21 protein-coding genes, 1 tRNA gene, 1 pseudogene and 1 riboswitch are annotated in these 25,076 nt (G+C 39.9%); of the genes and pseudogenes, 12 read left to right on the top strand and 11 right to left on the bottom strand.

Annotated elements, in window-relative coordinates; genetic code table 11:
• Positions 1 to 107 precede the first annotated feature (107 nt).
• Positions 108 to 1,289: a zinc ribbon domain-containing protein gene (locus tag DP73_RS05825; RefSeq protein ID WP_034598169.1), complete on the bottom strand. Its 1,182-nt coding sequence runs from the start codon at positions 1,287 to 1,289 to the stop codon at positions 108 to 110.
• A 176-nt stretch (positions 1,290 to 1,465) separates the two neighbouring features.
• Between DP73_RS05825 and argF the strand changes: the two genes are divergently transcribed.
• From argF to DP73_RS05795, 6 genes are all read left to right on the top strand, one after another.
• Positions 1,466 to 2,413, top strand: a complete 948-nt coding sequence (argF, locus tag DP73_RS05820; RefSeq protein ID WP_034598166.1) for an ornithine carbamoyltransferase — start codon at positions 1,466 to 1,468, stop codon at positions 2,411 to 2,413.
• Between the two features lie 252 nt (positions 2,414 to 2,665).
• The gene (locus DP73_RS05815; RefSeq protein ID WP_014901280.1) at positions 2,666 to 3,874 is read left to right on the top strand and encodes an argininosuccinate synthase; all 1,209 of its coding nucleotides are present in this window, start codon (positions 2,666 to 2,668) and stop codon (positions 3,872 to 3,874) included.
• 83 nt (positions 3,875 to 3,957) lie between these two features.
• A complete protein-coding gene (gene argH / locus DP73_RS05810) occupies positions 3,958 to 5,340 on the top strand; it encodes an argininosuccinate lyase (RefSeq protein WP_034598165.1) in 1,383 nt (460 codons plus the stop codon).
• Between the two features lie 673 nt (positions 5,341 to 6,013).
• Complete coding sequence (locus DP73_RS05805; RefSeq protein ID WP_034598164.1) at positions 6,014 to 7,468, top strand: nicotinate phosphoribosyltransferase; 1,455 nt, start codon at positions 6,014 to 6,016, stop codon at positions 7,466 to 7,468.
• Between the two features lie 3 nt (positions 7,469 to 7,471).
• Positions 7,472 to 8,245: an NAD(+) synthase gene (gene nadE, locus DP73_RS05800; protein ID WP_034598163.1), complete on the top strand. Its 774-nt coding sequence runs from the start codon at positions 7,472 to 7,474 to the stop codon at positions 8,243 to 8,245.
• A 1-nt stretch (position 8,246) separates the two neighbouring features.
• Positions 8,247 to 8,801, top strand: coding sequence for a hypothetical protein (locus tag DP73_RS05795; RefSeq protein WP_034598162.1), 555 nt, complete (start codon positions 8,247 to 8,249; stop codon positions 8,799 to 8,801).
• A 143-nt stretch (positions 8,802 to 8,944) separates the two neighbouring features.
• On the opposite strand, the gene murC is transcribed toward DP73_RS05795, so the two are convergent.
• From murC to DP73_RS05765, 5 genes are all read right to left on the bottom strand, one after another.
• The gene (gene murC / locus DP73_RS05790) at positions 8,945 to 10,297 is read right to left on the bottom strand and encodes a UDP-N-acetylmuramate--L-alanine ligase (protein ID WP_034598161.1); all 1,353 of its coding nucleotides are present in this window, start codon (positions 10,295 to 10,297) and stop codon (positions 8,945 to 8,947) included.
• 93 nt (positions 10,298 to 10,390) lie between these two features.
• The gene (locus DP73_RS05785) at positions 10,391 to 11,044 is read right to left on the bottom strand and encodes a cytochrome b/b6 domain-containing protein (protein WP_034598159.1); all 654 of its coding nucleotides are present in this window, start codon (positions 11,042 to 11,044) and stop codon (positions 10,391 to 10,393) included.
• Positions 11,045 to 11,177: 133 nt separating this feature from the next.
• Positions 11,178 to 12,581, bottom strand: a complete 1,404-nt coding sequence (locus DP73_RS05780) for a nickel-dependent hydrogenase large subunit (protein WP_205623358.1) — start codon at positions 12,579 to 12,581, stop codon at positions 11,178 to 11,180.
• 5 nt (positions 12,582 to 12,586) lie between these two features.
• Positions 12,587 to 13,714 (bottom strand): hydrogenase small subunit, encoded by a 1,128-nt coding sequence (locus DP73_RS05775; protein WP_034598157.1) that lies wholly within the window; start codon positions 13,712 to 13,714, stop codon positions 12,587 to 12,589.
• 836 nt (positions 13,715 to 14,550) lie between these two features.
• Positions 14,551 to 14,625, bottom strand: a tRNA-Thr gene (locus tag DP73_RS05765).
• A 307-nt stretch (positions 14,626 to 14,932) separates the two neighbouring features.
• On the opposite strand from DP73_RS05765, the pseudogene DP73_RS05760 reads away from it, so the two are divergent.
• A pseudogene (locus DP73_RS05760) lies at positions 14,933 to 15,103 on the top strand (thioredoxin family protein); the annotation flags it as partial.
• 97 nt (positions 15,104 to 15,200) lie between these two features.
• On the opposite strand, the gene DP73_RS05755 reads toward DP73_RS05760, so the two are convergent.
• Positions 15,201 to 16,007, bottom strand: a complete 807-nt coding sequence (locus DP73_RS05755) for an MBL fold metallo-hydrolase (protein ID WP_034598155.1) — start codon at positions 16,005 to 16,007, stop codon at positions 15,201 to 15,203.
• Positions 16,008 to 16,582: 575 nt separating this feature from the next.
• Here DP73_RS05755 and DP73_RS05750 point away from each other — a divergent pair.
• From DP73_RS05750 to DP73_RS05745, 3 genes are all read left to right on the top strand, one after another.
• Entirely contained in the window at positions 16,583 to 16,765 is a 183-nt protein-coding gene (locus DP73_RS05750; RefSeq protein WP_034598154.1) for an aspartyl-phosphate phosphatase Spo0E family protein, read from the top strand.
• A 69-nt stretch (positions 16,766 to 16,834) separates the two neighbouring features.
• The gene (locus DP73_RS22405; protein WP_242865711.1) at positions 16,835 to 17,011 is read left to right on the top strand and encodes an aspartyl-phosphate phosphatase Spo0E family protein; all 177 of its coding nucleotides are present in this window, start codon (positions 16,835 to 16,837) and stop codon (positions 17,009 to 17,011) included.
• Between the two features lie 507 nt (positions 17,012 to 17,518).
• Positions 17,519 to 18,379, top strand: coding sequence for an ATP-binding protein (locus tag DP73_RS05745; protein ID WP_052090422.1), 861 nt, complete (start codon positions 17,519 to 17,521; stop codon positions 18,377 to 18,379).
• A 63-nt stretch (positions 18,380 to 18,442) separates the two neighbouring features.
• Here DP73_RS05745 and uvsE read toward each other — a convergent pair whose 3' ends face one another.
• A complete protein-coding gene (gene uvsE, locus DP73_RS05740; protein WP_034598153.1) occupies positions 18,443 to 19,696 on the bottom strand; it encodes a UV DNA damage repair endonuclease UvsE in 1,254 nt (417 codons plus the stop codon).
• A gap of 306 nt (positions 19,697 to 20,002) precedes the next feature.
• Between uvsE and DP73_RS05735 the strand changes: the two genes are divergently transcribed.
• Both DP73_RS05735 and DP73_RS05730 read left to right on the top strand, forming a co-directional pair.
• Positions 20,003 to 21,316: an N-acetylmuramoyl-L-alanine amidase gene (locus DP73_RS05735; RefSeq protein WP_034598152.1), complete on the top strand. Its 1,314-nt coding sequence runs from the start codon at positions 20,003 to 20,005 to the stop codon at positions 21,314 to 21,316.
• A gap of 456 nt (positions 21,317 to 21,772) precedes the next feature.
• Positions 21,773 to 23,035: an ammonium transporter gene (locus tag DP73_RS05730; RefSeq protein WP_034598151.1), complete on the top strand. Its 1,263-nt coding sequence runs from the start codon at positions 21,773 to 21,775 to the stop codon at positions 23,033 to 23,035.
• Positions 23,036 to 23,055: 20 nt separating this feature from the next.
• Here the strand turns inward: DP73_RS05730 and DP73_RS05725 are convergent, their stop codons facing one another.
• The 3 genes from DP73_RS05725 to DP73_RS05720 form a co-directional block, all read right to left on the bottom strand.
• A complete protein-coding gene (locus DP73_RS05725; protein WP_034598150.1) occupies positions 23,056 to 23,394 on the bottom strand; it encodes a P-II family nitrogen regulator in 339 nt (112 codons plus the stop codon).
• A 247-nt stretch (positions 23,395 to 23,641) separates the two neighbouring features.
• A complete protein-coding gene (locus tag DP73_RS24165; RefSeq protein WP_282432657.1) occupies positions 23,642 to 23,773 on the bottom strand; it encodes a hypothetical protein in 132 nt (43 codons plus the stop codon).
• A gap of 71 nt (positions 23,774 to 23,844) precedes the next feature.
• Complete coding sequence (locus DP73_RS05720) at positions 23,845 to 24,405, bottom strand: peroxiredoxin (RefSeq protein WP_081962970.1); 561 nt, start codon at positions 24,403 to 24,405, stop codon at positions 23,845 to 23,847.
• A gap of 382 nt (positions 24,406 to 24,787) precedes the next feature.
• A riboswitch (SAM riboswitch) is annotated at positions 24,788 to 24,918 on the top strand.
• Positions 24,919 to 25,076 lie beyond the last annotated feature (158 nt).

The raw sequence follows: 25,076 nt of genomic DNA, 5'->3' as shown, positions 1-25,076 counted from the left end.
AAATATTATAGTATACTAAAAGTATATTAAAAGCTCCTGCTGGAGTTCATCTCAGTAGGAGCTTTTTACTTGTATAAAACAAATAAGGCTAGTTAAATCAAGAAAGTTTAATGGAGCTTTCTCCCGCACTGTGGGCAATATGCTGTACCAGTATCAGGCTTTCCACAGGAAGGGCAGAACGGAGAATTATCCTCTGTAAGAGAGGGTAAGTGCTCTGACTTTTGTAAGTTAAGCTTAGGTTTGGGGGGATTTGGCGTAGAAGCGTCCATTTCCTTTGCATCAGTGATCGATGGATTACCATTAGGAGTCTGGGGTAGGGGACTGCTCATCGAGTTATAAGGTAGATTTACTTGCCAAGCTCTTTCCCGCTCATCGTCTTCGAGTGAAAGAACCCAAACAATTGCTAATACTACTGTGAATGGACTAATTACAAAGTAGACTAATCCAGCGGTTCCATGGGAAATTCTAATAAGAATTTCAATGGCGATTTCAATTAAAAAAACTGTCCCTAAATATCCCCAGAGAGTACCCATGTGTTTGCGAAAGAAACTCCAACTTCGAGAAAGTGCCTTTGGAAAACTTAACTCTGGGTGAGCTAGAAGGTAAATACCTGAGGAAATAATCCAGGGCAATGTAAAAAGACCTATAACTAGTAGGAATAGAGCATACGCAATAAGGAAACTCACGAGGGCCCATTCCGACTGCCTTAAGACAAAGACGGCAACCAACCCGGAGACTACAATTAGCAACTGGATCAAAAAGACAAAAGCTTGCCAACCGAGGATTCGGAAGAAACCTCTAAAACGGAAATCTCTAAAGCTTACTTTCTCACGATAAGCTTTCATAGTTAAGTTAGATATCCCAGTATAAAAAGCTGCACCAACCAACCAAATCACAATCAGGATTAATAAAAGGGAGCCAACAATACTCTCGATAAAAGGAATAAAGCGAGAGAAATTTTCAATGCCTCCAAAGTAGGAAAAGGGCAGTTCGAATGGTGGGCTAAAAGGATCAGTAAAAGGATTTGTGAAAGGATCAATAAAAGATTCAGTAAAAGGGTCTGCAACAGGAGGCATCCCGGGAACAGGCATTCCTGCAGAATAGGAATACGCTCCTTGGAAATTATGAATATTAGGAAAAACCCAGTTTAAATGGTTTAGTATCCCAAAGGATACTGCAATCATAAGGACTAGGAAGACTCCCACGAAAATGAGTGTCCAGCCATACAAGGGAAGTGCTTCCCGCTTAAACGTTACCCATGCTGATTTCATGCGGTCTGGCCAAGTCATAGATCATTCCTCCAAAATAACCAAATCAATGCGTAAGATTTAATATCTTCGCGCTAATAGCTTGTATATCCTGCCTAAAACTATACGGTACCTATGAAAGAATGAAAATCTAATTTTGGCTATTGAATTATTATACATTAAAGTGTATAATAATTCACATCAAAGGAGTGGGTATAATGAATACAATTGATAAATCAATATTTAAAGGACGAGACTTTATTTCCCTACATGATTTTAGTCAAGATGAATTAAGCTTTATCTTAGACGTAGCTAAAGACATTAAAGCGGATCAAAAAGCCGGACGCCCTCATCCGATTCTTCAGGGCAAGACCCTGGGCATGGTTTTTACAAAGTCGTCTACGCGTACTCGCGTTTCTTTTGAGGTCGGTATGTATCAGCTTGGAGGGCATGCTCTCTTTCTAAGCGGACGAGATATCCAATTGGGCAGAGGAGAGCCTATCTCAGATACAGCTCGTGTACTTTCCCGAATGGTTGACGGAATTATGATTCGAACCTTCAGCCATCAAGAAGTCTTAGAATTGGCTGAATTCTCTTCAATTCCAATTATTAATGGACTCACAGATTTGCTTCACCCTTGCCAGGTCTTAGCAGATCTCATGACGATACAGGAGCATAAAGGCCGCTTAGCCGGATTAAAACTTGCTTATGTAGGCGATGGAAACAATATGTCCCATTCCCTAATGTTTGGCGGCGCAAAAATGGGGTTACATGTTGTTATTGCTGCTCCTCAGGGTTACAAGCCGGATTCCGGGATTATTGCCCTGGCCCAGGCTGATGCTAAAGCCAACGGTGGTTTAGTAGAAGTGGTAGATGATCCAGCAGAGGCAGTAAAAGGTGCTGATGTTCTATACACAGACGTTTGGGCAAGTATGGGTCAAGAAGCAGAGTCCAAGGTGCGTATGGCAGCTTTCCAAGGTTATCAGATCAATTCTGACTCCCTGAAATTGGCGAACCAGTCAGCCATTGTTTTACATTGTCTGCCTGCTCATCGTGGAGAAGAGATTACGGAGGATGTCATTGAAGGACCGCAATCGGTTGTCTTTGATGAAGCTGAAAATCGTCTTCACGCTCAGAAAGCCGTTATGGCATTAGTGATGGCTTGATGAATTATCTTAGGTAGAGTATTTTTTAGACTTGCGTGTAATCTGAAAAGTATAGTAGTATACTATACACAATAAATATCCAGTACTGCTGTCTTAGTAAACTGTATAAGTGCTAATCTGGAGGCTAAGCAAAAGGCCTCCATTGGCGATGTTGCCTTGGTACAATATTACTTAGACGGTTGCATATCCGTCTGATACCTAGGCGACGACGTTGGTCAAGTCTTGAAAACTGGATAAAGAGGGAGATTGGAAATGAAAAAAGTTGTTTTAGCGTATTCTGGTGGGTTAGACACCTCCATTATTATTCCTTGGCTTAAAGAAACCTATGGTTATGAAGTAATCGCTATGGTCGCAGATCTTGGACAAGGAGAAGAGCTGGCACCCCTACAGGAAAAGGCGATAAAAAGTGGTGCGAGCAAACTATACATTGAAGATCTGAGACAGGAATTTTTGACAGAGTTTGTTTTCCCGACCCTTAAGGCGGGAGCTGTCTATGAAGGAAGTTATCTCTTAGGAACATCCTTTGCCCGGCCGTTAATTGCCCGTCGGTTAGTGGAAATTGCGGAAAAGGAAGGCGCGGTAGCAATTGCTCATGGTGCAACGGGAAAAGGTAATGATCAGGTTCGATTTGAACTGAGTGTCAAAGCACTTAATCCGGACTTAGAGATTATTGCGCCTTGGCGGTTATGGAATCTAAAGTCCCGTGAAGATTGCATTGACTATGCTCAAGCTCGAGGAATCCCTGTTCCAGTCACTAAAGACCGTCCTTATAGCATGGACCGAAATATTTGGCATTTAAGTCATGAGGGAGGAGACTTGGAAAATCCCTGGAATGAACCCCAACGTGACTTATATCTCCTCGGAGTATCCCCAGAAGATGCCCCAGATGAGCCAACCTACTTAGAATTAGGGTTTGAGCAAGGAGTACCCACATCCTTGAATGGTGAGAAAATTGCTCCGGTGGCTTTATTGGAAACGTTGAATGAACTTGGCGGGAAAAACGGAGTCGGAATTGTAGATATGGTTGAAAACCGACTCGTAGGTATGAAATCCCGCGGTGTTTACGAGACACCCGGCGGAACCATTCTCTACATGGCTCACCAGGCCTTAGAACGGCTTACTCTTGATCGTTTAACCCTTCACTATAAAGAACAAATCGCTCTGAAATATGCAGAAATTGTTTATGACGGAGTTTGGTATTCTCCCTTGCGAGAAGCCTTAGATGCATTCGTTAATGTCACCCAGAAAAATGCGACAGGTACTGTTCGAGTTAAATTATACAAAGGTAATTGCAGCTTAGCAGGCGTGAAGTCACCTTATTCCCTCTATAATGAGGCTTTTGCTACCTTTGGAGAAGACGGTGTCTATGATCAAAAAGATGCTGGAGGCTTCATTAATCTCTTCGGATTGCCTCTGAAGGTAAGAGCCTTGATGGAAAAAGAATCAGGGTTGCGTAAATAAGGAGAAGAAAAGCGCCGGCACCCGGCGCTTTCTTTTCGTAGTCAGATTAACCATAGACAATCGTAATGAAAGGGAGATGTAACGTGAAGCTTTGGGGCGGACGTTTTGAAAAAGGCACTGAGGGATTAGTGGAGGATTTCCACTCTTCCATTCGTTTTGATCAACGACTGTACAAACAAGATATTCAAGGGAGCATAGCTCATGCTCGGATGCTTGGAAAGGTAGGAGTCATTTCCGAGGCGGAAGCAACACAATTAATCGAGGGATTAAACGGGATTCTTGAAGATGTTCAAGCCGGAAAAGTGGAATTCGAAATTGGCGCAGAAGATATACATATGAATGTGGAAAAGCTATTAACCGAGCGAATCGGACCTGTAGGAAAAAAGCTGCACACGGGACGGAGTCGGAATGACCAGGTGGCTTTGGATCTAAGACTTTTTTTGAAAAGTGAGATTGACCAAACAAAGTCTTTACTAGCTCAGTTAACTCAAACTCTGCTCAAGCTATCCGAAGAGCATCTGGAAACATGGATGCCAGGATATACTCATTTACAGAAGGCACAGCCAATTACTCTGGCCCACCATTTAATGGCCTATGTTCAAATGTTTTTGCGAGACCTTGGCCGACTTAAGGATACTCGAAAGCGGCTAAACATATCTCCACTTGGTTCGGGAGCTATGGCAGGAACGACTTTTCCTCTTGATCGAGAGCAAGTAGCTGCAGAACTTGGATTGGATGGAGTTACATTAAACAGTCTTGATGGAGTTAGCGACCGAGATTTTGCTTTAGAATTTCTGGCTAATGCCTCCATTCTTATGATGCATTTGAGCAGATTATGTGAGGAGCTTGTCATTTGGTCCAGCGGAGAATTCCAATTTATCTCGATGGATGATGGATACTCAACAGGGTCCAGTATTATGCCTCAAAAGAAAAACCCAGATGTTGCTGAATTAGTGCGAGGAAAAACCGGGCGTGTTTATGGTGATTTGATAGCACTTTTAACAGTTATGAAAGGGCTTCCCCTCGCGTATAACAAGGATATGCAAGAGGATAAGGAAGCTGTCTTTGATGCTGTGGATACAATTCAAAAGTGCTTATTGGTAGTAGAACCTATGCTTAGAACTATGCAAGTACATAGAGATATTATGGCCTTTGGGGCTAAAGGCGGTTTTACAAATGCTACCGATCTCGCAGATTATATGGCTAAAAAGGGAGTGCCCTTCCGAGAAGCCCATGAATTTGTTGGACGCATAGTTTTGCATTGCAGCAAAGAAGGCCTTGGGCTTGAAGACTTGAGTTTAAGTGATTATCAGGCAATCTCACCAATCTTTGAAGAGGATTTATTTAGCTCCATTGGAATCGAGCATTGTGTCAGAGCACGAAAAATTACGGGAGGACCCTCACCAGAAACGGTTTTTGAGGGAATTAGGCTTAGTAGACAAGCTTTAGATGAGTTGCTTTGGTAGAGTAAGTGGCCAAGGGTTCACTTACGAGCCCTGAAGGCCAATGGAATGTTCAAAGCTGAATTGTCTAAAACAGAATTTAAGAAAACATTTAGGATAGGTTTAGTCTATAAGTTGACTAAACCTATGTTACTTTGCATGGACATCAGAGATTATGTCGAAAATAAAAGAGCAATATGATTTAGTTGAGCATGTTCGGTGATAATAAAGTTAAATTTGGAATTCTGTCCTTATCTGGAATAAAGATACGGGTATAGGGTTTTAGAGAAGTTTGTACTAAGCATTATCCAAGGATAAAAACCTCGGGTTTTCAACAGGATGAGAAAAATAACTGTGTATAGTGTGGATAAAGCTGTGGATAAAGTCTAAATACGCCGTAATTATAGGTGGATAAGTTAGGGATATCCGGTGGACAAATCAACTTAGTCTGTGGATAAGTATTTTTGAGTTTCGATAAAATCCGACATTTAGGTCTAATAGAGAGCTCAGGGTTAACTTTTAAATAGGCGCAACATATAAGATTTTCACCATGTTTTCTTAATTTTTAGTCTAAAGCAGGAAAATCTTGCATAGAGGTCGAAATTCTCACGCATGATTTTATTAAGACTTTTGCATCCTAATAGATATATTGCTTAAATAATCGAACTATGTGAGAGTACAAAGCGAGGCATAATTAATGGAAAATCGAACAATGCTAACAGATCTTTATCAACTTACAATGATGCAGGGTTATTTAGTGAATGGTTATCAGAATAAGGAGGCAGTATTTGATGTCTACTTTCGTTCCCTGCCTTTTAACGGAGGGTATGCTCTGGCGGCAGGGCTTGAACAAGTAGTTGATTATATTGAAAACCTAGGCTTTGAGGAAGATGATTTAGATTATTTGAGGAGTCTGAACATATTTAGTGAAGAGTTCATTAAGGAACTGAAAAATTTCCGTTTTACGGGAGATATTGATGCCATTCCAGAGGGAACTGCAGTTTTTCCTTATGAACCGTTAATACGAGTTAAAGGACGGATTTTTGAGACTCAGCTTCTAGAGACAACCATACTTAATCTTGTTAACTTTGAGACACTTATTGCCACCAAAGCATCTCGTGTAGTTAGCGCAGCCGGTGGGGGCTCTGTCATGGAATTTGGCTTGCGCAGGGCTCAAGGCCCGGATGCAGGTATCCTAGGAGCCAGGGCCGCCTATATTGGTGGATGTCAGTCCACGTCCAATGTCTTAGCCGGCAAGCGTTATGGCATCCCTGTTGCAGGGACACAGGCCCATAGTTGGATTCAATGCTTTCCGTCAGAGTTGGATGCCTTTCGAGCATATGCCCATACTTTTCCTGACATGTGTTTATTGCTTGTGGATACATATAATGTTCTTAAATCCGGTGTCCCTAATGCGATCAAAGTAGGGCTTGAACTAGAAGCAGAGGGGCATCATTTTCTTGGCATTCGTCTTGACAGTGGTGATTTAACCTATTTGTCCAAAGAAGCCCGGCGTATGCTTGATGAAGCCGGGCTGAAGAAGGCTATTATTGTTGCTTCAAATGATTTAGACGAAGAAACTATCTTTGCAATAAGGGCACAGGGGGCTGCAATTAATTCCTGGGGTGTCGGAACAAATCTTATTACATCTAAGGATAATCCTTCATTAGGTGGGGTTTACAAGTTAGCTGCAGAAGGGGAACAGGGTGTCTTTCATCCTCGTTTAAAGGTCTCGGAAAATATCGCCAAGATAACAAACCCTGGAATTAAAAAAGTGGTGCGTTTCTACGATAGGGCTGGAAAAACTATGGCTGATCTTATTGCCCTCGAAGACGAAGTTTTCGAAGAAGGAAAAGCGCTGACAATTTTTGATCCAATACAGACGTGGAAAAGAAAAACTTTAACCAATTTCAGAACTAGGGAACTATTAGTTCCTATATTCAGAGATGGAAAACGAGTCTATGATTTACCTAAGCTTAAGGACATCCAACTTTATGCCCATAAAGAATTAGAAACCTTCTGGGATGAGGTCAAGAGATTGACGAACCCACACAATTATATCGTGGATTTATCAGCGAATCTCTTTGAATTAAAACAACAGTTACTCTTAACGATTAACAATGATATCAAAAGCAAGCAAGGAGTGGAGTAAAAAATGTGGACAGATGAAGAATTATCACAACGAATTGATCAAACGGTGGAATGGCTGCGCACAAAAGTTGCCGAAGCAAAGGCAGAGGGAGTAGTGGTGGGCATCTCAGGAGGAGTCGATTCAGCGGTAGTCACTGGTCTATGTAGTCAGGCTTTTCCCGGAAAATGCATAGGAGTCATTATGCCAAGCCATTCAGATCCCGAAGATGTTGAAGATGCTTTATGGATTGCCGAGGGTTTTGAAATAAGAACCTTAGAGGTGAATCTAAGTGGCGCCCACACACAGGTTATGGGACAAGTAAAGAAAGGCCTGGAAAGTATAGGGTGCAACATAGTCGCAGAAAAAATGAGCCAAGGAAATCTAAAGGCTCGGTTGCGTATGTCCACCTTGTATGCAGTGGCTAACGCAATGAATTATTTAGTTGTAGGAACAGATAATGCCCCTGAGAGCTATACCGGGTATTTTACCAAATACGGTGACGGTGGTGTAGATCTCTTACCGATTAGTTCTCTTACCAAAACAGAGGTTCGAGCATGGGCGAGGATGCTGGGCCTGCCCATGAGAATCGCTACCCGTGTACCAACTGCGGGGCTTTGGCCGGGTCAAACAGATGAATCTGAACTAGGAATTACCTATGATCAGATAGATCGGTATCTGCTTGGTGAAGAGGTTCCCCCTGAAGTACGAGAGCGTATAGAGTCACTCCATCGCCAAAGCGAACACAAACGTCAAATGCCACCAAGCTTCGTACTCCCTAAACTTGAGAGGTTAGATTAAAGTGAGAATTGGAATAGATATTGATGGGGTAGTATCCGACAGCTACCCCTTCTGGTTGCAGGAATTGAACTGTCACTATGGCAAAAATATACCGTGCCTTGACGATTATAATATGCATATTTCTTTTGAAGTAACTACCGAGGATATGAACAATTTTTTTGAGACCAACATCGAACGCTTGCTCATGATGCCTAAGCCCATACCCGGTGCAAAATTGGGGATAGAAACTCTTTTGCAAGAAGGACATGAGATTATTTATGTCACTGCCCGTACACAGGAGCAAAAGGGGCTAACAGAACGTTGGTTTGCTAATAATAAAATCTACTACAAAAATATCCTGTTTTCGGGGTTTGGCAGCAAAGTAGGTTTTGTTAAGGAATGGGGAATCGAGGCTTTCATCGAGGATTATCATGTAAATGCTAAACTAATCGCAGAATGCGGAGTGCCAGTATTCCTTTTAGATGCCAGCTATAATCAAGAGGATACTCCTGGTGGGATTATCCGTTGCCATAGCTGGGAAGAGATAGTTAAAGGAATACATAATTTAAAGTGTTAGTCATTAAAACAAAATAAAAGGCCTTTCACAAACTTATTTAATATGCTTCTTAAGGTAACCAGGTTATTAGAAAACCTGCTGCCTTTAGGGGGGCATATCGAACTAGTGTGTGAAAGGCTTTATCTTATTTCGAGTTAAGATACTTAACTAACTATTTCCAAACCAACTTTGTAAATATCTCCCGCTCCTAAAGTAAGGACAAGATCCTCCGGGGCAAGAGTCTGATTGAGATAGAGTTTAATATCATCAAGAGTTCCTATGTAACGTGCTTGAATACCTTGCTGCAAAATCATCTCGGCAAGATTTGGAGCAGATACAGTGTGATGTTCAAGTTCTCGAGCGGATGCGAAAATGTCGGCAATCACAACTTCGTCTGCACTCTGAAAAGCTTGTGAGAATTCAAGTAAGAGTTTTTCTGTTCGGCTAAAAGTATGGGGCTGAAAAATAGCACGAATACGGCGATCAGGGAATGAAAGTCGAGCGCCTTCTAGGGTCGTACGGATTTCAGTTGGATGATGAGCGTAGTCATCAACAATTAATGCGCCATTTGTGTTGCAACCAATGTGTTCAAAGCGACGTTTAGTTCCATTGAATTGGCCTAGGCTTGATAGGATGTCATTCATAGGAATGCCAAGCTGGTGACATAAGGCAATTGTAGCTAAGGCATTAACAATGTTGTGCTTTCCTGCGACATGAAGATCAAGATCTCCAACATATTGTCCTTTAAACAGGATTTTCATTGAACTCTTCTCATCTTTAAAGATAATCTCTGTGGCCCTAATATCGGCAGATTCTGAAAGCCCAAAGGTTGTTATTGGTGCGTCTGACTTGAGAGACTTTCGGTTTGGATCCTCATCCCAAACGTAAATGTGTCCGTGGGCAGGTACTTTTAGAGCTAATTCACTAAAGGCAGAGATAACATCGTCAAGATCTTTGAAGTAGTCAGGGTGATCAAATTCTATGTTAGTAATGATTAAATGTTCCGGGGAATAATTGAGAAAATGACGTCGATATTCACAAGATTCCGCTAAGAAGAATTCTCCTTTTCCGCTATGGGCATTTCCACCGATACTGGGGACATCACTACCGACAACAATCGTGGGGTCTAGTCCGGCTTGGAGCAAAACAAGTCCCATCATAGCTGTTGTCGTGGTTTTGCCGTGGGTACCAGTTACGCAGATACTTCTTTTTTTGGCGAGTAAACGCCCAAGATATTGGGGATAACTTAAGACTGGGATATTGAGCTCAAGGGCTCGAGCAATCTCCGGATGCTGATTAGTATAAGCTGCGGAAGCGACAACTAAATCTACGTTCTCAACATTGGCGGAAGAAAATCCTAAAACCGGAATATTGGCACGTTTAAGAACACTATCTGTATAAAAGCTTTCCTCTACGTCTGATCCTGTTATAGTTGCACCTTCAATTTGATTGCTAATTTGAGCTAAAGCGCTCATTCCAGTTCCTTTAATTCCGACAAAATGAATATGTAATGCCAAAGCGAATCGTCCCTTTCATGTATAAAACTCTACCCCCCATTATACCCAAAGTTAAAGCAAAAAGTATCATTTTATTCGAGGAAAATTTTTACTTTAGTTTTTCTTAGGAGGCCTTCTTTCATAACCAGTGACCATAGCTTGAAGACGACTGATATCTTCAGTAAGACTTAGGTATATGTGAACAGGAATTGTCGCTAAGAAGTAGATACTGATCATAAATTTAATCCAGCGGATCATCTGAAAACCACCTACTAAACGCCAAACCCAGATAAGATGTTCCCCTTGCCAATAGGAAGCTAAACCGAGAAAACTTGCTAATAAGAAAACAAGAAACCAGCTGAAGTAGATTAATAATTGCCCGCTATTATATTTTCTAGCCGGTGGAGGAGAAGAACGAAGGTAGAAGTAATAGGCCATAAGTTTGGGGAAATGTTTTAGGTCTCGAATTTTGGGAATTAGAGAATCATCTTTACGTATCAGGGCGTCTGTAAAACGAAGGGCTAAAAAACCTAAAGCAAACCAGCTAAAAACTATATGTGCTACTAAGACTTTACTGAAGTTTAAGGCTAAAAAGTGAGCAGGTTTGTGGAGCTGCAGGCCAGTTGAAATTATCACAACTAGACTTATTGCAAATCCCCAATGAAAGATTCTCACCCAAAGTGGCTGTGACTGGATAATACTCCCCTTCAAATTATCAGCCTTGATTTGTTTTAGGAGGGGCTTTCTTAGTTTGACAGAGTGCTTCATGTTATTACCTTTACCCTTATAACATACATCTCTTTCTTTGTGTATATTCGCGTGAGATCGTGAGATAATCAAACCCGAAAATCTTAGTGGGATATTTTACACAATACTTTAGTACTAAGACTCGGAACCAAGTTTAAACTTGGATTTTTAAGGTGCGAATATTTTCACCGTCGATTATGTGGACACTACAGGAAAAGCAGGGGTCAAAGGAACGAATTACTCGGCCGACCTCTTTTAGATCCTTGGATTTGATTTTTAAACCTAGGATCGATGACTCTCCTACACTACGGGTTCCCGTATTATCACGTGCTCCAAAGTTAAAGGCAGAAGGTGTAACAATTTGATAATGTTTAACCCGAGAGTTTTCAATAGAAACCCAATGTCCTAACGAACCCCTCATTGCTTCATGCAGTCCGATCCCTACCCCGGAGTCTTGCTCCATTTTTAGGTCAAGAGTTTCTGCGCCGGGTTCAAGGCGATTAAGCCAGTCTAACGTAGATTTGGCCAGTTTTTTTAATTCAAGTGCCCGTGCCCATATCCGCCCTATTGTTCCGGTGCCTAGGGTTTCTTCCTTATTGATGATAGCCCGAGCTAAGGGGCCGACTTCTACGGGTTGGCCGCGGTAACGAGGGGATTTGACCCAGGTATAACCTTTCGCCTGACTTCGATCCGGTATTGTATCCTCTTCCATTGGATGCAGGGGGCCATGGGGTTTGTACCAAGCGTTTGTCACATCTTCAGTAACATGACGTTCATCATAACTCTCACGTTTACCTTGGAGAAGGACTCCTTGCGAAAAAAAGGTGCTTCCTTCTGGACTTGGGAAACCACCGACGGACATATAGTTTCCGATACCCTTACCGAGTTGAATATAGTCGGGATAACGTTCTTTGATGAGATTAATATCGGGCAACAGAAAGTCGTCAATAAAGCCAAGGACTTCCATCATGTACCCTCGATAGCGGTTTACTTTATCAGCATCAACTTCCATACTAACTCCACCAAGAACAATACCATGTCCATGGGGAGCCTTTCCTCCGAAAACTGCAAACGCCGAATGAGCAATTCGAGATATTTCAAAGGATTTAAAATAATGCTCTATCATACTACTTTCTTCCTTAGCGGATAGTCGTAGGTCAAACTCTGAATGGGGAATAAATGGAGCAACATCGGGTCCCCGGAAATAATCGGGAAATGAGTATAGATAGATATGACGGAGATGGTTTTGGATAAAATCACTAGCCAGTATGAGATTTCGAAGTAAGAGTCCATTAGGTGGAATATGCATTCCTAAGGCTTGTTCAACAGCTAGTGCCGCTGTCAGGGCATGAGCCGAAGAGCAAATTCCACAAATGCGTTGGGTATAATAGGGCATGTCAAAAGCTGAACGACCAACAAGGATTTGCTCAAATCCTCGATATAGGGTATCGGAAATGTAGGCATCTTTGATTTCGTCGCCGTCGAGCCACGCTTCAACGAGCATTGGATTGTGAATGCGGCTCATGGGAAAAATAACTCTTTTCTCCAGAATAGTCACTCCAATTATACTTTGTTAGTTTTTTTAAGCCAATACTTGTGAAAGCCTTGGGCCTTTTTCAGAGCAGGGCGATGATTAGTTTTGCTAGAGGTTTTAAGTAAATTTTTCTGAATGCGCCCTTTGTAAAGAGAGGTTACGACATGCCCTGTAATAGCTACAGAGGTTAATCCTAGAACCCCAAGCCCGATAGAGTCTGTATTGACCTTTGTCCCTCCAGGAAAGGGTATGTCAGGTAAATGAGATGTGAATGGGGACATTAGATCAGGATAACCAGGTTCGGTACAGCCAATACATGGTGTATTACATCCAATTGGCCAGTTGAAGCGGTCGTTCCAACGTCGAATGGGGCAATCAGAATAAGTAACCGGTCCTTTACAGCCAACACGAAAAAGACATTCCTTTTGCCCAATAGCCGTCGCAAAAATTCCCTGGTCATAAAAGCTCCTGCGAGGGCAGCGGTTATGGACGGTTTCACCATAAAACAGCTTCGGACGGCCAAACTTTTCAAGTTCTGGTTCACCGTATAAGGCCAAATGGAGTAAGGTCCCCATGATCCAGTCTGGATGTGCCGGACACCCGGAAACATTAATAACCCTTCGTTCGGGTAGGATATCCTGAACTCCGGTTGACTGAGTAGGATTGGGATAACCGGCAACTGGGCCTCCATAGGTAGCACAGCTGCCAATGGCCACAACGTATTTAGCTTTAAGCCCAATCCTGCGAACAAGCTCAATGCCAGTAATTAACTTTCCGTTTTCATAACCAACATGATTATAATGCCCGTTATCACGTTGAATCATTGATCCTTGAACGATAAGAATATATTCTTGGGGCATTTTTTCATAGGTTTCTTGAAGAATGCCGTAGGCCTCCTGACCTTGTACTTGGTTCATAATCCAATCATAACGCCAATCAAGTATGTTGGTGAGAATATCTGAAAAGGTTGGCGTCCAAATATTATCTAGGGAAATACTGTCTCCTGTACAGGTGCCGGTCTCAATCATGACTACGGGAAGCTTATGTATCTCACCTGCTGCTACTGCTTTGGCAAGAGGAGGGGTAATAAGTTGGGAAAAGTTGCCCAGTACGGCTCCTTTGACAACTAGTTTTAAAAAGTCACGGCGACTTATCATGGTTTATCCTCCTTGGAAGGGTATTATTTCCAAAAAGTGAGAAATAAACTCAAATTTCCCTGAATATTAGTTAAAATAATATTGACGAACTTAAGTGAAAATCTTAAAGACAGCTAATACTCCTAAAATAAAAAAGAATACACTAATAATCAAGACTAAGGTTTTTGCTAACCACCAAGGGGAGTATTTCAAAATTACTCCGATAGTTAGACTGAATATGATGTCAAATATAAATCCGATTATTGACCAGTCACTTAAAGAAAAGGTGGTAGTATAATCAAGCACACTTTTATCTTTATGAGTTTCCTTGTCAATCTTAAATGCGAATTTGAAAAGTATAAAGCTTAAAAGCCACGCTAAAAGGGCCAAAAGGATAAAAAACAAATCCAACAAATTCACTCCAACAAAGTTAATTTAATCGGTCTTATCATTTGTAGATTATAAGAATATAAACCTACAGGGTACTTAGTAGTACTTAGTAGAGTTATTTGCTTTAGCGTTTAAGGGGACTATTAGGGGCCCTTCCCTGTTGGTTGGGTTATTGCATTGAAGCAATAGGAATTTAAACCTTCTCGGAAGGAATTGGAAAAAATCGATGAAGTTATGTAGATATAAAAAAACAAAAAAAGCTCTCGAAGACTCAACTTCAAAGAGCGTAGAACCTGCATAAACAGCAGGTCTTTCTAATCAGAGACCTTTTGCTGGTATTTAAGTCAATTTCGGTATATTAGAAATATGTACGTGAATTGTTCTATCGATATAATAAGGACTAAGCATAATAATTTATACCAAAAAAACAAAAACACCGCAATCGCTAGCGGTGTCTAAGTTTCCTATGGAGCCAATGGTCGGAATCGAACCGACGACCTGCTCATTACGAGTGAGCTGCTCTACCCCTGAGCCACATTGGCATATTCTGTGCTGATAGAATATCATTTTTCCTGTAATGGAGCAACTAATTATTCAGCTTTTATATTCTAACAGGTTGAGCCTGCAATTACAAGTCCACAACGGAAAATCATCAGTAGCAATTAGTGTTTCAGTGGTCAATTATTCGCGAATTAAACCGATAAGCAATAACAACACATTTTGGCAGTTTCATGTTGCATTTAATACAATCCTATACTATGCGAGTCATAAATTCCAGTAAATTAATTCCTTTCCTAAAGCATACTGTTGTAATTTATTGTAATCTAATAAAGGTTGAATTATGTATTTTTTTACTATGTCGATGTCGAGGAAGAAAAAGCACTCTATCAATCCTTTTCCCTCAAGGGAGTTCCGCAGATTCTCTTTTTCCACGATGGAGGATATCATGGGAAGCTCAGTGGTCAAGTTGGGGAAGAGGAAGTTGAAGAGAAGATTGACGAGAGTCTTTTGGGTCTTTAATCTATGAGAAAAAAGGAGCGACTCAGAATAATTTCTGCGACGCTCCTTTTTTGTTAAAAATACATGTCCCGAAATTGAGGTGAGAAATAATTTAATTTTACAGTGTAATAACATCTAGATCATCGGGAACGTACAAATTCCCGTCGTAATATTTCTTTCCTTCGGCAGTATAAAGAGCTTTTCGCTGAGTTAAATTAGTGTCTTCGGTGTGCCATAGTATAAGGTTCTTAATATTAAGGTGAGTTGCAAGTTCACAAGCATCTTTAACCGTACTGTGATGTTTCTGATAGGGTTTGAATCTTTCACGGTCACGATAGAGACAAAAGGACTCGCTTAAAAGCCAATCACTATTTAATGCATAGTTCTCACATAATGGGTTATAGGGTTCATCGCCTAAAAAGGTAAGAAGTTTTCCGTTACTCAGTTTGGTGGAAAATCCAAACTGCTTTGCCTTGGTGGAGTGGATGTCAAAAAAAGTAAAATAATTACCCGGGAGATTTTCCGTTTGCCCATCAGTTACAGGAATGAGAAGAATTCGGCTTCCGATTAAGTCCGTTAATTTCTTATCAAGGGTTATCTCTACGAGTGTTATGATATTGTTCATAAGCTCCTTATGGCAGTAAATTTTTAGAGTCTCGCTATATTGACCTAAAAGCATAGACGAAGCGATCATTCTTATAATCCATACCATCCCAAGTAGGTGGTCTGAATGCTTATGGCTTACAAACACGTGATGAATCTGGTCAATGGAAATTCCTGCCTTTGCCAGAGCGACTAATATGCCATTACCACCACCAGTATCAACTAATATATAGTCGTTTTTCTCATTTGAAAGAGTAAAACATGTGTTATAGCAATTTGTTGCTGCAGCATGGCCTGTTCCTAATACAACTAGATGATCCATGTATATCACTCCGATTCAAGGTCTAGATTTGAATTGCTTCGATGAATAAAGGAAACGCCCGCTTAAACAAATAGAATGCAAATGGTAGACAAGATACGGAAGCTTATCTACATAAATTAAGTCATTAAATAAGTATAACAAATAACTTAGAATGAAGCTAAAGAAAATATTGACTCATTTGGTGCCCAATTGGTGCCATAGATAAATAGATGGCCTAGGTGAAAAAAATCACCTAGGCTAAACTATTAAAAAAGTAATCTACGACAAGCCGGTGGGTGCGGGGGGAAGATCGGTCTCCGAAGCCTCTGTAATTGACCAATAATTAATAGCAGTAAAATAATAATTATTATCAGTGCAATAAAAATCATATACTTCACCTCCTCATTTAGAATCGCATAAGAAGAAAGAATGAGAAGGTTCCTGGTTTATACTATGCAGCATGTCTATTGGTTGTTCTTGGGAGATAAGTGTTATAACCTTCTTTTCGACAAAACCTTGCCCTTTAGGCCTATTGATTTTACTGATACATCGTACTAAAATGTTCCAAGTGCGCAATTGCTAAGGAGGTGCATAGTATGAAACTTAAAGTCTTAGAACAAATAGAAGCATTGAGATTAGAAATGCAACAGATTGCTTTAGATAAAGACCTCACAGATCCCCGAGTGGTAATGGTAAGTCAAAGGCTTGACCTATTAATTAACAAGTTTTACTTATTCCAAAGAAAGAAATGGCAAAGATGTTATAAAAGGAGAGCGTAAGGCTCTCCTTTTGTTTCGCCATTTTTATTATATACATGGGCATACTAAACAACCAAGACGATTGGAGGGATGCTTGTGTCTAATTTAGATGAAATAGTAAACCGAATCGAAGAACTGCGTTCAAGAACCATCAGGATTCAAGAGGATAAGTCCTATACGAATCCAGAAGTCGTTGCTGCGTGCCATGAGTTGCATTCTATCTTAGATAGGTATCAAGGAATAATCATGAGAATAGAAGATAAGTAATTCATGAGTTAATGGATGGATAAGCAACCATTGGCAGGAGACTCTCAATATATTGTAAAAAAAGCCTAGGTAAATCACCTAGGCAAAAACTTTTAAGCGGCTTCGGGAGTTTTATTAAAAAACAAATAACCTAATAACAGTAAAATTATAATAACAATAATCATTAACTTCACCACCAATTAAAGATTACTAAAGTTCTTGATTTAGTTTATTCAGCATGTACGAGTATGTTCTTTTAATGAGCATCTTTTTTTAATTTTCGGTTTGAGAATGAAGAAGGGCAAAGATATTTTGTTAAAACATTGACTTCCACTTGTGAAGTAAATAGAAGGATTTACCTTATTTTTGTAGAAAGTAATTTATACATAAATATTCGTTATGAAAATATGATTATGGTAGAAAAGATTGAGAGAGACAGTAGGTAATAACAGAGCGGACTAAGAATCTCTTGGTTGTTGGCAAAGACTAGTGTTTTAGGTTGGACTGAAAAAGAATGGGGTTTTACGATTGATATCAGCCAAATTTCATAGTGTAGAAGATTGGGAAAACTTTGTCAATGTGAGAAGGGAGTTAATTCAGCTAAAGGAAGATCGTCTTAACTTAAAAGAAGTATTAGAGAGAAGAACCGAAGAACTAAAAATCGAGTTTAATAAACGGGCAGAAATCGAGCAGAAATTAGTAGTGCTTGAACAGGAAGTTGCTAAGCTGGAAAGGTTTAATGTAATTGGACAACTAGCTGCAGGACTTGGACACGAGGTTCGGAACCCATTGACGACAATAAGGGGTTTCCTTCAAATGCTTCAGAATAAAAAGGATTTGCATACATATAAGAGCTATTTTGACCTAATGATAGAAGAGCTTGATAGGGCTAATTTAATAATCAGCGATTTTTTGTCTCTTGCCAAGAATAAGCCATCAGAATTTACACGACAATGTTTAAATAAACTTATAGAAAATCTCTATCCATTGTTGCAAGCGGACGCTTACAGTCAAGGAAAGAAGTGTGTTTTTGAACCCGGAGATATTGCTGAACTTGATATTGATCCCAATGAAATAACTCAGCTTGTTTTAAACTTAGCTCGTAATGGTCTCGATGCGATGCGTGAAGATGGATGTCTAACAATTAATACCTTTATAGACGGGCAATATATAGTTCTTAGTGTTAGGGATGAAGGAAAAGGCATTGATACAGAGAATTTACTTAAACTAGGCACCCCGTTTTTCACTACAAAGGAAAACGGAACAGGATTAGGTCTGCCAATGTGCTATGGCATTGCAGATAAACATAATGCACTTATAGATGTAAAGACTGGCTCTGATGGGACTACCTTTTCAGTTCGATTTCCACAAATGGAGATTAGCCAGTAACCTTGTAGAAAAACAATCTCGCAGATAGTGCGGAATTTTTCTTTTAGAGCTAAATCGTTTAGGTTATTGGATAAAGTAATATGAGCCTAATATCGACTCCTCTTCGTATTTAACAGCGAATCTCCATAAAAAATTCTTGATTGTTGTTAACGAGGTTTTACCTAGTTTGAAAGACTTAAGAACTTTAGAAAAAGAATTACTATCTTTTTCAGTTGAAGTAGATTTTAAGAACTCCCAAATATGAGTTGCTGCATTAAAGGAGTTTTCAATTACATACTCACTTTGCAAAGCAGCTTCAATATCTGTATAGAAAGAAATAATTGGATATTCCCTGGGGCTTCTCAATGAGTGTTCAATTTTATTAAAAATGTCGGGGGATTTTTCCAGTACCATGTACTTGTATTTCATCCATTCGCGTTCTAAGATAGAGGCTTTATTTACAGGAAACAAACAATGGATGCATTTTAGAGCAGAAAGGTTTTTATCTTTGACTTCGAGCATTATATCAAGGTCTTTTCTTTCTAGATCCTGATAAAAACGCATAAATTCTCCGATGCCGATGGTGATAGAATGGGATCCGGGTTTCTTTAGCGGGTGCTGCTGGGAATAATGCATTTTTTGGCGTCCATCTTTTTCCTGCCATGTTTTTCGACATGTGTTAATCCAATAGTAATCATCAAATTGATCGTTGAAACAATTAATCTGATGATGAAGATTATCGAAAATCACTGGGGCATTAAGTCTGTCTCCTATTTCCAATACATCATGGATATTATAAGACTTATCGTCATTCTCCAATACGATACGTTGTCTGACTGAATCACTCAATCGCCAATAATTATCGATGAACCTTTTTGTGGCCAGCTTCTTATCGTTATAAACTCCTCCGATATGCAAGACGATTTTATGCATTGAATTTACACCTAAGCTATCTAGTACTCTGTTGTGATAATTTAAATCTTCGATGGTTCTCTTCACAACTTCTTCGTTAGGTGAGTTCAAAATAGTATAGCCTGGATGCATAGAAACTCTCATTCCGCTATTTTTTATTTTCTCTCCAATTTGGTGAATCCGATCGTAGAAAATCTCCCACCAAAGTAAATTATTTACAGGGTTAGAACCAAAGGGTATTAGATCTGAACTAATTCTGAATAATGCAATGCTATTTTCAATATTATAGTCAATGATTGTTTCAAGAGACTTTAAATTGTAGTCAATTAACTCTAATAATCTATTGTAACTTGCATTTTTAAGTATACAACTTTTGATTTTGGTATTGGGCACTCCGGTTGTTAAAGACGCATATCCAATGCTCATGGAATTTACAACTTCCTTTCGTCGAATACATAGCTCATTCAAATTTTTTAACTACTAAAAAATAAACGTTAGTTTTAAATAAATGTTAGAGTCAGAACAGAATTGAACGGAATCATTATCAATGATATCCATTTTTAAGAATACAGATACAAATATAAAACCATTAGAAGAGTCTCAAAGCTAGTGAGGTCTCTTTTTTTCAGGCAGTTAGATATGTTTAAATAAAATAAGTAACAAATGTCAGAGGTAACCAAAGAGTAACTTCATACTCGGCTCCTAAATAGACTAAAAAGGGAGGGTTTTGAAGTGAAAGTATGTATCGATCCAGGTCATGGCGGATACGATCCGGGTGCAGTTGGAAATGGGATGAAAGAAAAAGATTTAACGCTGGACATTTGTCATAAACTAAAGCCTTTACTCGAGTACAATGATATTAGTGTCATACTAACACGTGACGGAGATTATGCTGCCGGATATTACGAAAATGATCAAAGCCGGGATTTGGCTGCTAGAGTTGCGAGTGCAGAATCAGAGAAAGTGGATTTATTTGTTTCGATTCATATAAATGCTGGCGGAGGTACAGGTGTAGAGGTTCTCGTTATTGGCACTGGCGGAAGAGCTGAAATTGCAGCCTATAAGGTGTTACCGTATCTTGTCCAGGTAGGAGAATGGAGAAATCGCGGGGTTAAAACCCAAAATGTAATGGTCCTTAGAGAAACGAGCATGCCGGCTATTTTGACGGAAAATGGATTTATTGATAAGGTTGACGATGTAGCGAAGTTGAGAGAAACCAGTTTTCGTCAGGCACTTGCTGTAGCTCATGCCAAAGGAATTTGTGATTATTTTGGTATTATCTATAAAGAGCCAATAACTTCACAACCAATTCCTGATGTTATGTACCGTGTAATTTTAGATGGTAAGCAGACAATGGCGTTAAGTACTCCAGACAGTGCTATCAGTGAAGTAAAAAGAGCTGTAGATAGCGGTCAGACTATTGAGGGAATTGTCCAAAGAACAACAGATAATGTTATCGTATTTGACTATAAGGCAGACCAAAATAGCTTCAAGACTCCAATTATGGGTGAAGAATCCATAACTGTTGAGCAGTGTCAACAATTTTTGTTAAAATATAATACAGAGGCTCCGGATATAATTCCCTTCTACAAGAAGAATGGTGAGATACTCGGTATAAGATGGGGTTATGCAGTAGCCCAAATGATAAAAGAAACCGCTTACCTTAAATTTGGTGGGATTGTAAAGCCTGAGCAAAATAACTTTGGTGGTATTGGTGCAGTTGGAAATGGAGTTTCAGGCGCAATATTTTCTTCACAAGAAGTAGGGGTGTTGGCCCACTTAGAGCATCTTTATGCATATGCTTCAACTGGGCCGTTACCGAGTGGTATTCAGATGGTAGATCCTCGCTTTGGCTTAGTAACGAGAGGAAGTTGTCAAAACTGGGAGGATCTCAACGGTCACTGGGCCGTACCCGGGGAAGGGTACGGTGAGAGTATTGTAAGGCTATACCAACAAATGAAAGAAGAGATTGTCTCAGATAGTGAGGAAGTTTCGACACTAAAGAAGGTATCCCAGATTATATCTAATTATTTTAAAGGCAAATAGATAGTTTGAGATAAGCAAGACTCTTTGTTTAATACAGTGCATGAAAGGGCCGGGTAGTATATATAATATATACTGTCGAGGCCTTTTTACTAATCAGGCTGATAGGCGACATTATCGAATTTCACACCAAACTATAATAGATAAATGGTTTTGTATATGTGAATATTATAATAAAGGGATAAAAACATATAGACACTTTTCTCTTTGGAAGCTATAATAAAGTTACTTGCAAGTACAGGATTAAGAGAGCAAAGAGGCTCTAAAAGGGCGTTTTATATAAACGCTTTTTTAGAGCCTCTTTATGTTCTCGAGTACATAGCTTTTGGGCGGTTATAGTTTAATTCCAATAAGCTATGAATTATGTTGTTGTTTGATGCTATTGTGATCACAAGTTGCAACGAATTTTTTAGCCGCCAGTTATTATTTGTACATAATTTGAGACAAGGGGGTTTCATAATGACAGCTTTAGATACTGGGGATATATCATTCCTAGTAGTTTGTACTCTTTTAGTTTTCCTGATGACACCTGGTCTGGCCCTGTTCTATGGAGGAATGGTCAGAAAAAGAAATGTGCTCTCAATCATGATGCAAAGCTATGCAGCTATGGGGATAGTCACAGTAATATGGGTATTGTTCGGATACTCCTTAGCTTTTGGATCAGATTACGGTCATATTATTGGTGGCCTTGACTGGTTGGGACTTAAGGGAGTTGGTCTTACACCGAACCCTGACTATGCTCCAACTATTCCACATTTATTGTTCTTTTTGTTCCAACTGATGTTTGCAATTATCACCCCGGCAGTGATAAGTGGAGCAACTGCAGAACGAATGCGTTTTACAGCATTTGTACTTTTTATAATTTTCTGGAGCACATTTGTATATATACCTTTAGCCCATTGGGTGTGGGGTATTGACGGGTGGATGCGTAATTTAGGAGTACTGGATTTTGCAGGAGGCACTGTTGTGGAAGTAGCTTCCGGTGTGTCCGGTTTGGTAGCGGCTTATGTTTTAGGTAAGCGCTTAAAGGTTGGGTATGAATGGAACATTCCTCATCACATGCCTAATGTCCTCTTTGGTGGGGGGCTATTGTGGTTCGGTTGGTTTGGATTTAATTCGGGAGGAGCAATGGGTGCAAATGGTGTTGCAGTACTTGCCTTAGGTACAACTCAAATTGCAGGGGCTGCTGGAATGATTGGCTGGGCTATGCTCGAATGGCTTCATCGTCGTCAAATTACAGTTTTTGGCGCGGTCAGTGGGATTATCTCTGCGCTTGTGGCCATCACCCCAGCAGCAGGATATGTTTCAACGGTTAGTGCACTGCTTATAGGGTTTGTTGCAGGTGGAATCTGCTATTTAGCAGTCAGTATTTTAAAAGCTAAGTTAGGATATGATGATGCCCTAGATGTTTTTGGAATACATGGAATTGGAGGGACTTGGGGCACCATTGCTACGGGAATATTTGCCGACTTAAGCCTTAATCCCCAAGGTAAAAATGGTTGGATTAATGGAGGCGGTTTTGAACCCGTATTAATACAATTATCTGCAGTTATAGCTACTTATCTATTTGTAGGTATAATGACGTTCGTTATCTTAAAGGGTATAGCCGTAATTACCCCTCTCAGAGCAAGCGATGAGGAGCAAGTCAATGGCTTAGATTTAACTCAACATAGAGAAAAGGCCTATCCTGATTTTGAATTAAGTGAGAATGTTTATATGTAGGAACTTTTTAACTTAGGATTTTAGAGAGCGGCATCACCATGTTCGCCAGTTCGAATGCGGACAGCATCAGCTACGTCATACACAAAAATTTTGCCATCGCCAAATTCGCCTGTTTTTGATGTTTTGATAATAGCTGCAATAACTTCATCTACTTTATTCGATGAAACTACAGCTTCTAACTTTATCTTTGGTAAGAGTCGAGTAACAATTTCTTGACCGCGATATATTTGAGTATACCCCTTCTGATTTCCGAACCCCGAAACATTAGAGACGGTCATCCCATTTACACCAAGGTCTGATAGAATAACCTTTACGTCATTCAGTTTTTCAGGTCGTATAATAGCCTCAATTTTTTTCATAGTACCACCTTTATTCAAGTATTTTAAAACCAAAATCAGTTAGTCTATTCCATTATATCAGATAGCTTTCTTATATTACATCTTTATAAACCAGAAGCCGGGCTTATGCCCGGCTTTGTGGGGTTTTTTTCTTAAAGGGGGAGTTTTTACCCCTGTCAGGTTTCCCAGTTTGTGCTTTATCTGTTGCTCTATTTGACATATCCTACCTCCGCGCTTTTTTATACATAAGAAAAAATTCAATCTGGTTTTAACCCTTATAAGTTGTTTCCTGATCTTTTCCGTAGTCAGTTCTTCCATCTTGATCCGGTTGATGGCTATATGGCAAATCTTCACGTTTTGGGAATCTCCGCTTGTTTTGATGGGACTGATCCTGCTCCATATAATGCCTCCCTTAAACGTTGGAATACGTTTAGAATGCCCTATGAATAAATAATTATGTCCAAGCTTAGATTAGATTTTCCCAACGTTTTTGAAATCAATTAAAATTCCGGTCATTCCAGGTTTCCAGTAGGCCGGAACTCCCTGGCCGGTCATCTCCTCATAAATCAGCCCCTGAATAATGCGAATGACCTCAGCAACGTTGCGTCCTACCTCAGGTGGATAAAGACTGACATACTTGACTCTTCCGCTAGGAGATATGATAAAGGTTGCTCTGTAGGGCATTCCTAATTCTTTTCTGAGGACTCCGTACTGATTTGAGATGAAATGGGATCGATCTGATAATAAAGGGTACCAAACGGTGCGCGCCGAGGGGGATGTTTCTGCGAAAATTTTATGAGAGTATACGCTGTCAGTGCTAATTGCTAACACTTGAATACCAAGTTTTTGAAGTGTCTCCTGCTGAGCAGCCACGGCTGCTAATTCAGTCGGTCAAACAAAGGTAAAATCGCTAGCATAGAAGATGAGGAGAATCCATTGACCAATAAAATCATTTAGATGAATGTTCACTTTTTTTCCTCTTACATATGCCTCTGCTTCAAAATCCGGTGCAAGTTGTTCGGGATAAATCACGCTAAAAACCTCCCCTAAGAACATCTTATTTACTTTATGCTCTCGAGGGATATCTTGACAGTTATTGTAGGAATCACCGCTGATTTTTAGGAGCGATGATTCCTACAATCAACAAAAAAGAGATCTCCTTAGAACTAATAAAGGAGATCCAAAGAAGAGGACTAACTACATGAAGAAAAATGAAAATAACTTACCACTAGTATATGTAGGAATATGTCGATTATATTATGTTTTATTTATGAAATTTTTTACATTTCTGCGAATAAATTAATTCTGTAGTGCTTATAAGAACACTTGAAAAAGACTATAAGACTTCTAAAAAATTATATTGACAGGGTATTAGTGAAATGTTAGACTCAGCGTAATGAGTTGAATTAATATGCTCTTATCCGGAGTGGTGGAGGGACTAGCCCTATGAAACCCGGCAACCAGCTTAATACACGCTAAGATGAACCTGGCGTGGACAAAGCATGGTGCTAATTCTTGCAGGATTAATTTCCTGGCAGATAAGAGGAGTGTCGAATAAACGAGATTTTGACCTCTTCTATCACAGAAGAGGTCTTTTCTATATAATAATCAGTTAAACCTATTAGCAAGCGATATCTTGCTCATAAGGCAAAAACACTTGATATTTAGTTGAGCTTATCCAAGTGATAGGTGCGAACTTGAAC

It is taken from the genome of Desulfosporosinus sp. HMP52 (genome assembly GCF_000765145.1).
Lineage (GTDB): Bacteria > Bacillota > Desulfitobacteriia > Desulfitobacteriales > Desulfitobacteriaceae > Desulfosporosinus.
Note: the sequence above shows the minus strand (reverse complement) of the source record. Positions and strands in the feature narration are given on the sequence as shown.

What these genes read in the sequence shown, in the direction of transcription:
- DP73_RS22405 (WP_242865711.1), top strand. Translation starts at nt 16,835, where the DNA reads ATGCTTGTGTCTAATTTAGATGAAATAGTAAACCGAATCGAAGAACTG.
- nadE (WP_034598163.1), top strand. Translation starts at nt 7,472, where the DNA reads ATGTGGACAGATGAAGAATTATCACAACGAATTGATCAAACGGTGGAA.
- DP73_RS05785 (WP_034598159.1), bottom strand. Translation starts at nt 11,044, where the DNA reads ATGAAGCACTCTGTCAAACTAAGAAAGCCCCTCCTAAAACAAATCAAG.
- DP73_RS05750 (WP_034598154.1), top strand. Translation starts at nt 16,583, where the DNA reads ATGAAACTTAAAGTCTTAGAACAAATAGAAGCATTGAGATTAGAAATG.
- DP73_RS05815 (WP_014901280.1), top strand. Translation starts at nt 2,666, where the DNA reads ATGAAAAAAGTTGTTTTAGCGTATTCTGGTGGGTTAGACACCTCCATT.
- DP73_RS24165 (WP_282432657.1), bottom strand. Translation starts at nt 23,773, where the DNA reads ATGGAGCAGGATCAGTCCCATCAAAACAAGCGGAGATTCCCAAAACGT.
- DP73_RS05755 (WP_034598155.1), bottom strand. Translation starts at nt 16,007, where the DNA reads ATGGATCATCTAGTTGTATTAGGAACAGGCCATGCTGCAGCAACAAAT.
- DP73_RS05725 (WP_034598150.1), bottom strand. Translation starts at nt 23,394, where the DNA reads ATGAAAAAAATTGAGGCTATTATACGACCTGAAAAACTGAATGACGTA.
- DP73_RS05730 (WP_034598151.1), top strand. Translation starts at nt 21,773, where the DNA reads ATGACAGCTTTAGATACTGGGGATATATCATTCCTAGTAGTTTGTACT.
- DP73_RS05805 (WP_034598164.1), top strand. Translation starts at nt 6,014, where the DNA reads ATGGAAAATCGAACAATGCTAACAGATCTTTATCAACTTACAATGATG.
- DP73_RS05825 (WP_034598169.1), bottom strand. Translation starts at nt 1,289, where the DNA reads ATGACTTGGCCAGACCGCATGAAATCAGCATGGGTAACGTTTAAGCGG.
- argF (WP_034598166.1), top strand. Translation starts at nt 1,466, where the DNA reads ATGAATACAATTGATAAATCAATATTTAAAGGACGAGACTTTATTTCC.
- DP73_RS05775 (WP_034598157.1), bottom strand. Translation starts at nt 13,714, where the DNA reads ATGATAAGTCGCCGTGACTTTTTAAAACTAGTTGTCAAAGGAGCCGTA.
- uvsE (WP_034598153.1), bottom strand. Translation starts at nt 19,696, where the DNA reads ATGAGCATTGGATATGCGTCTTTAACAACCGGAGTGCCCAATACCAAA.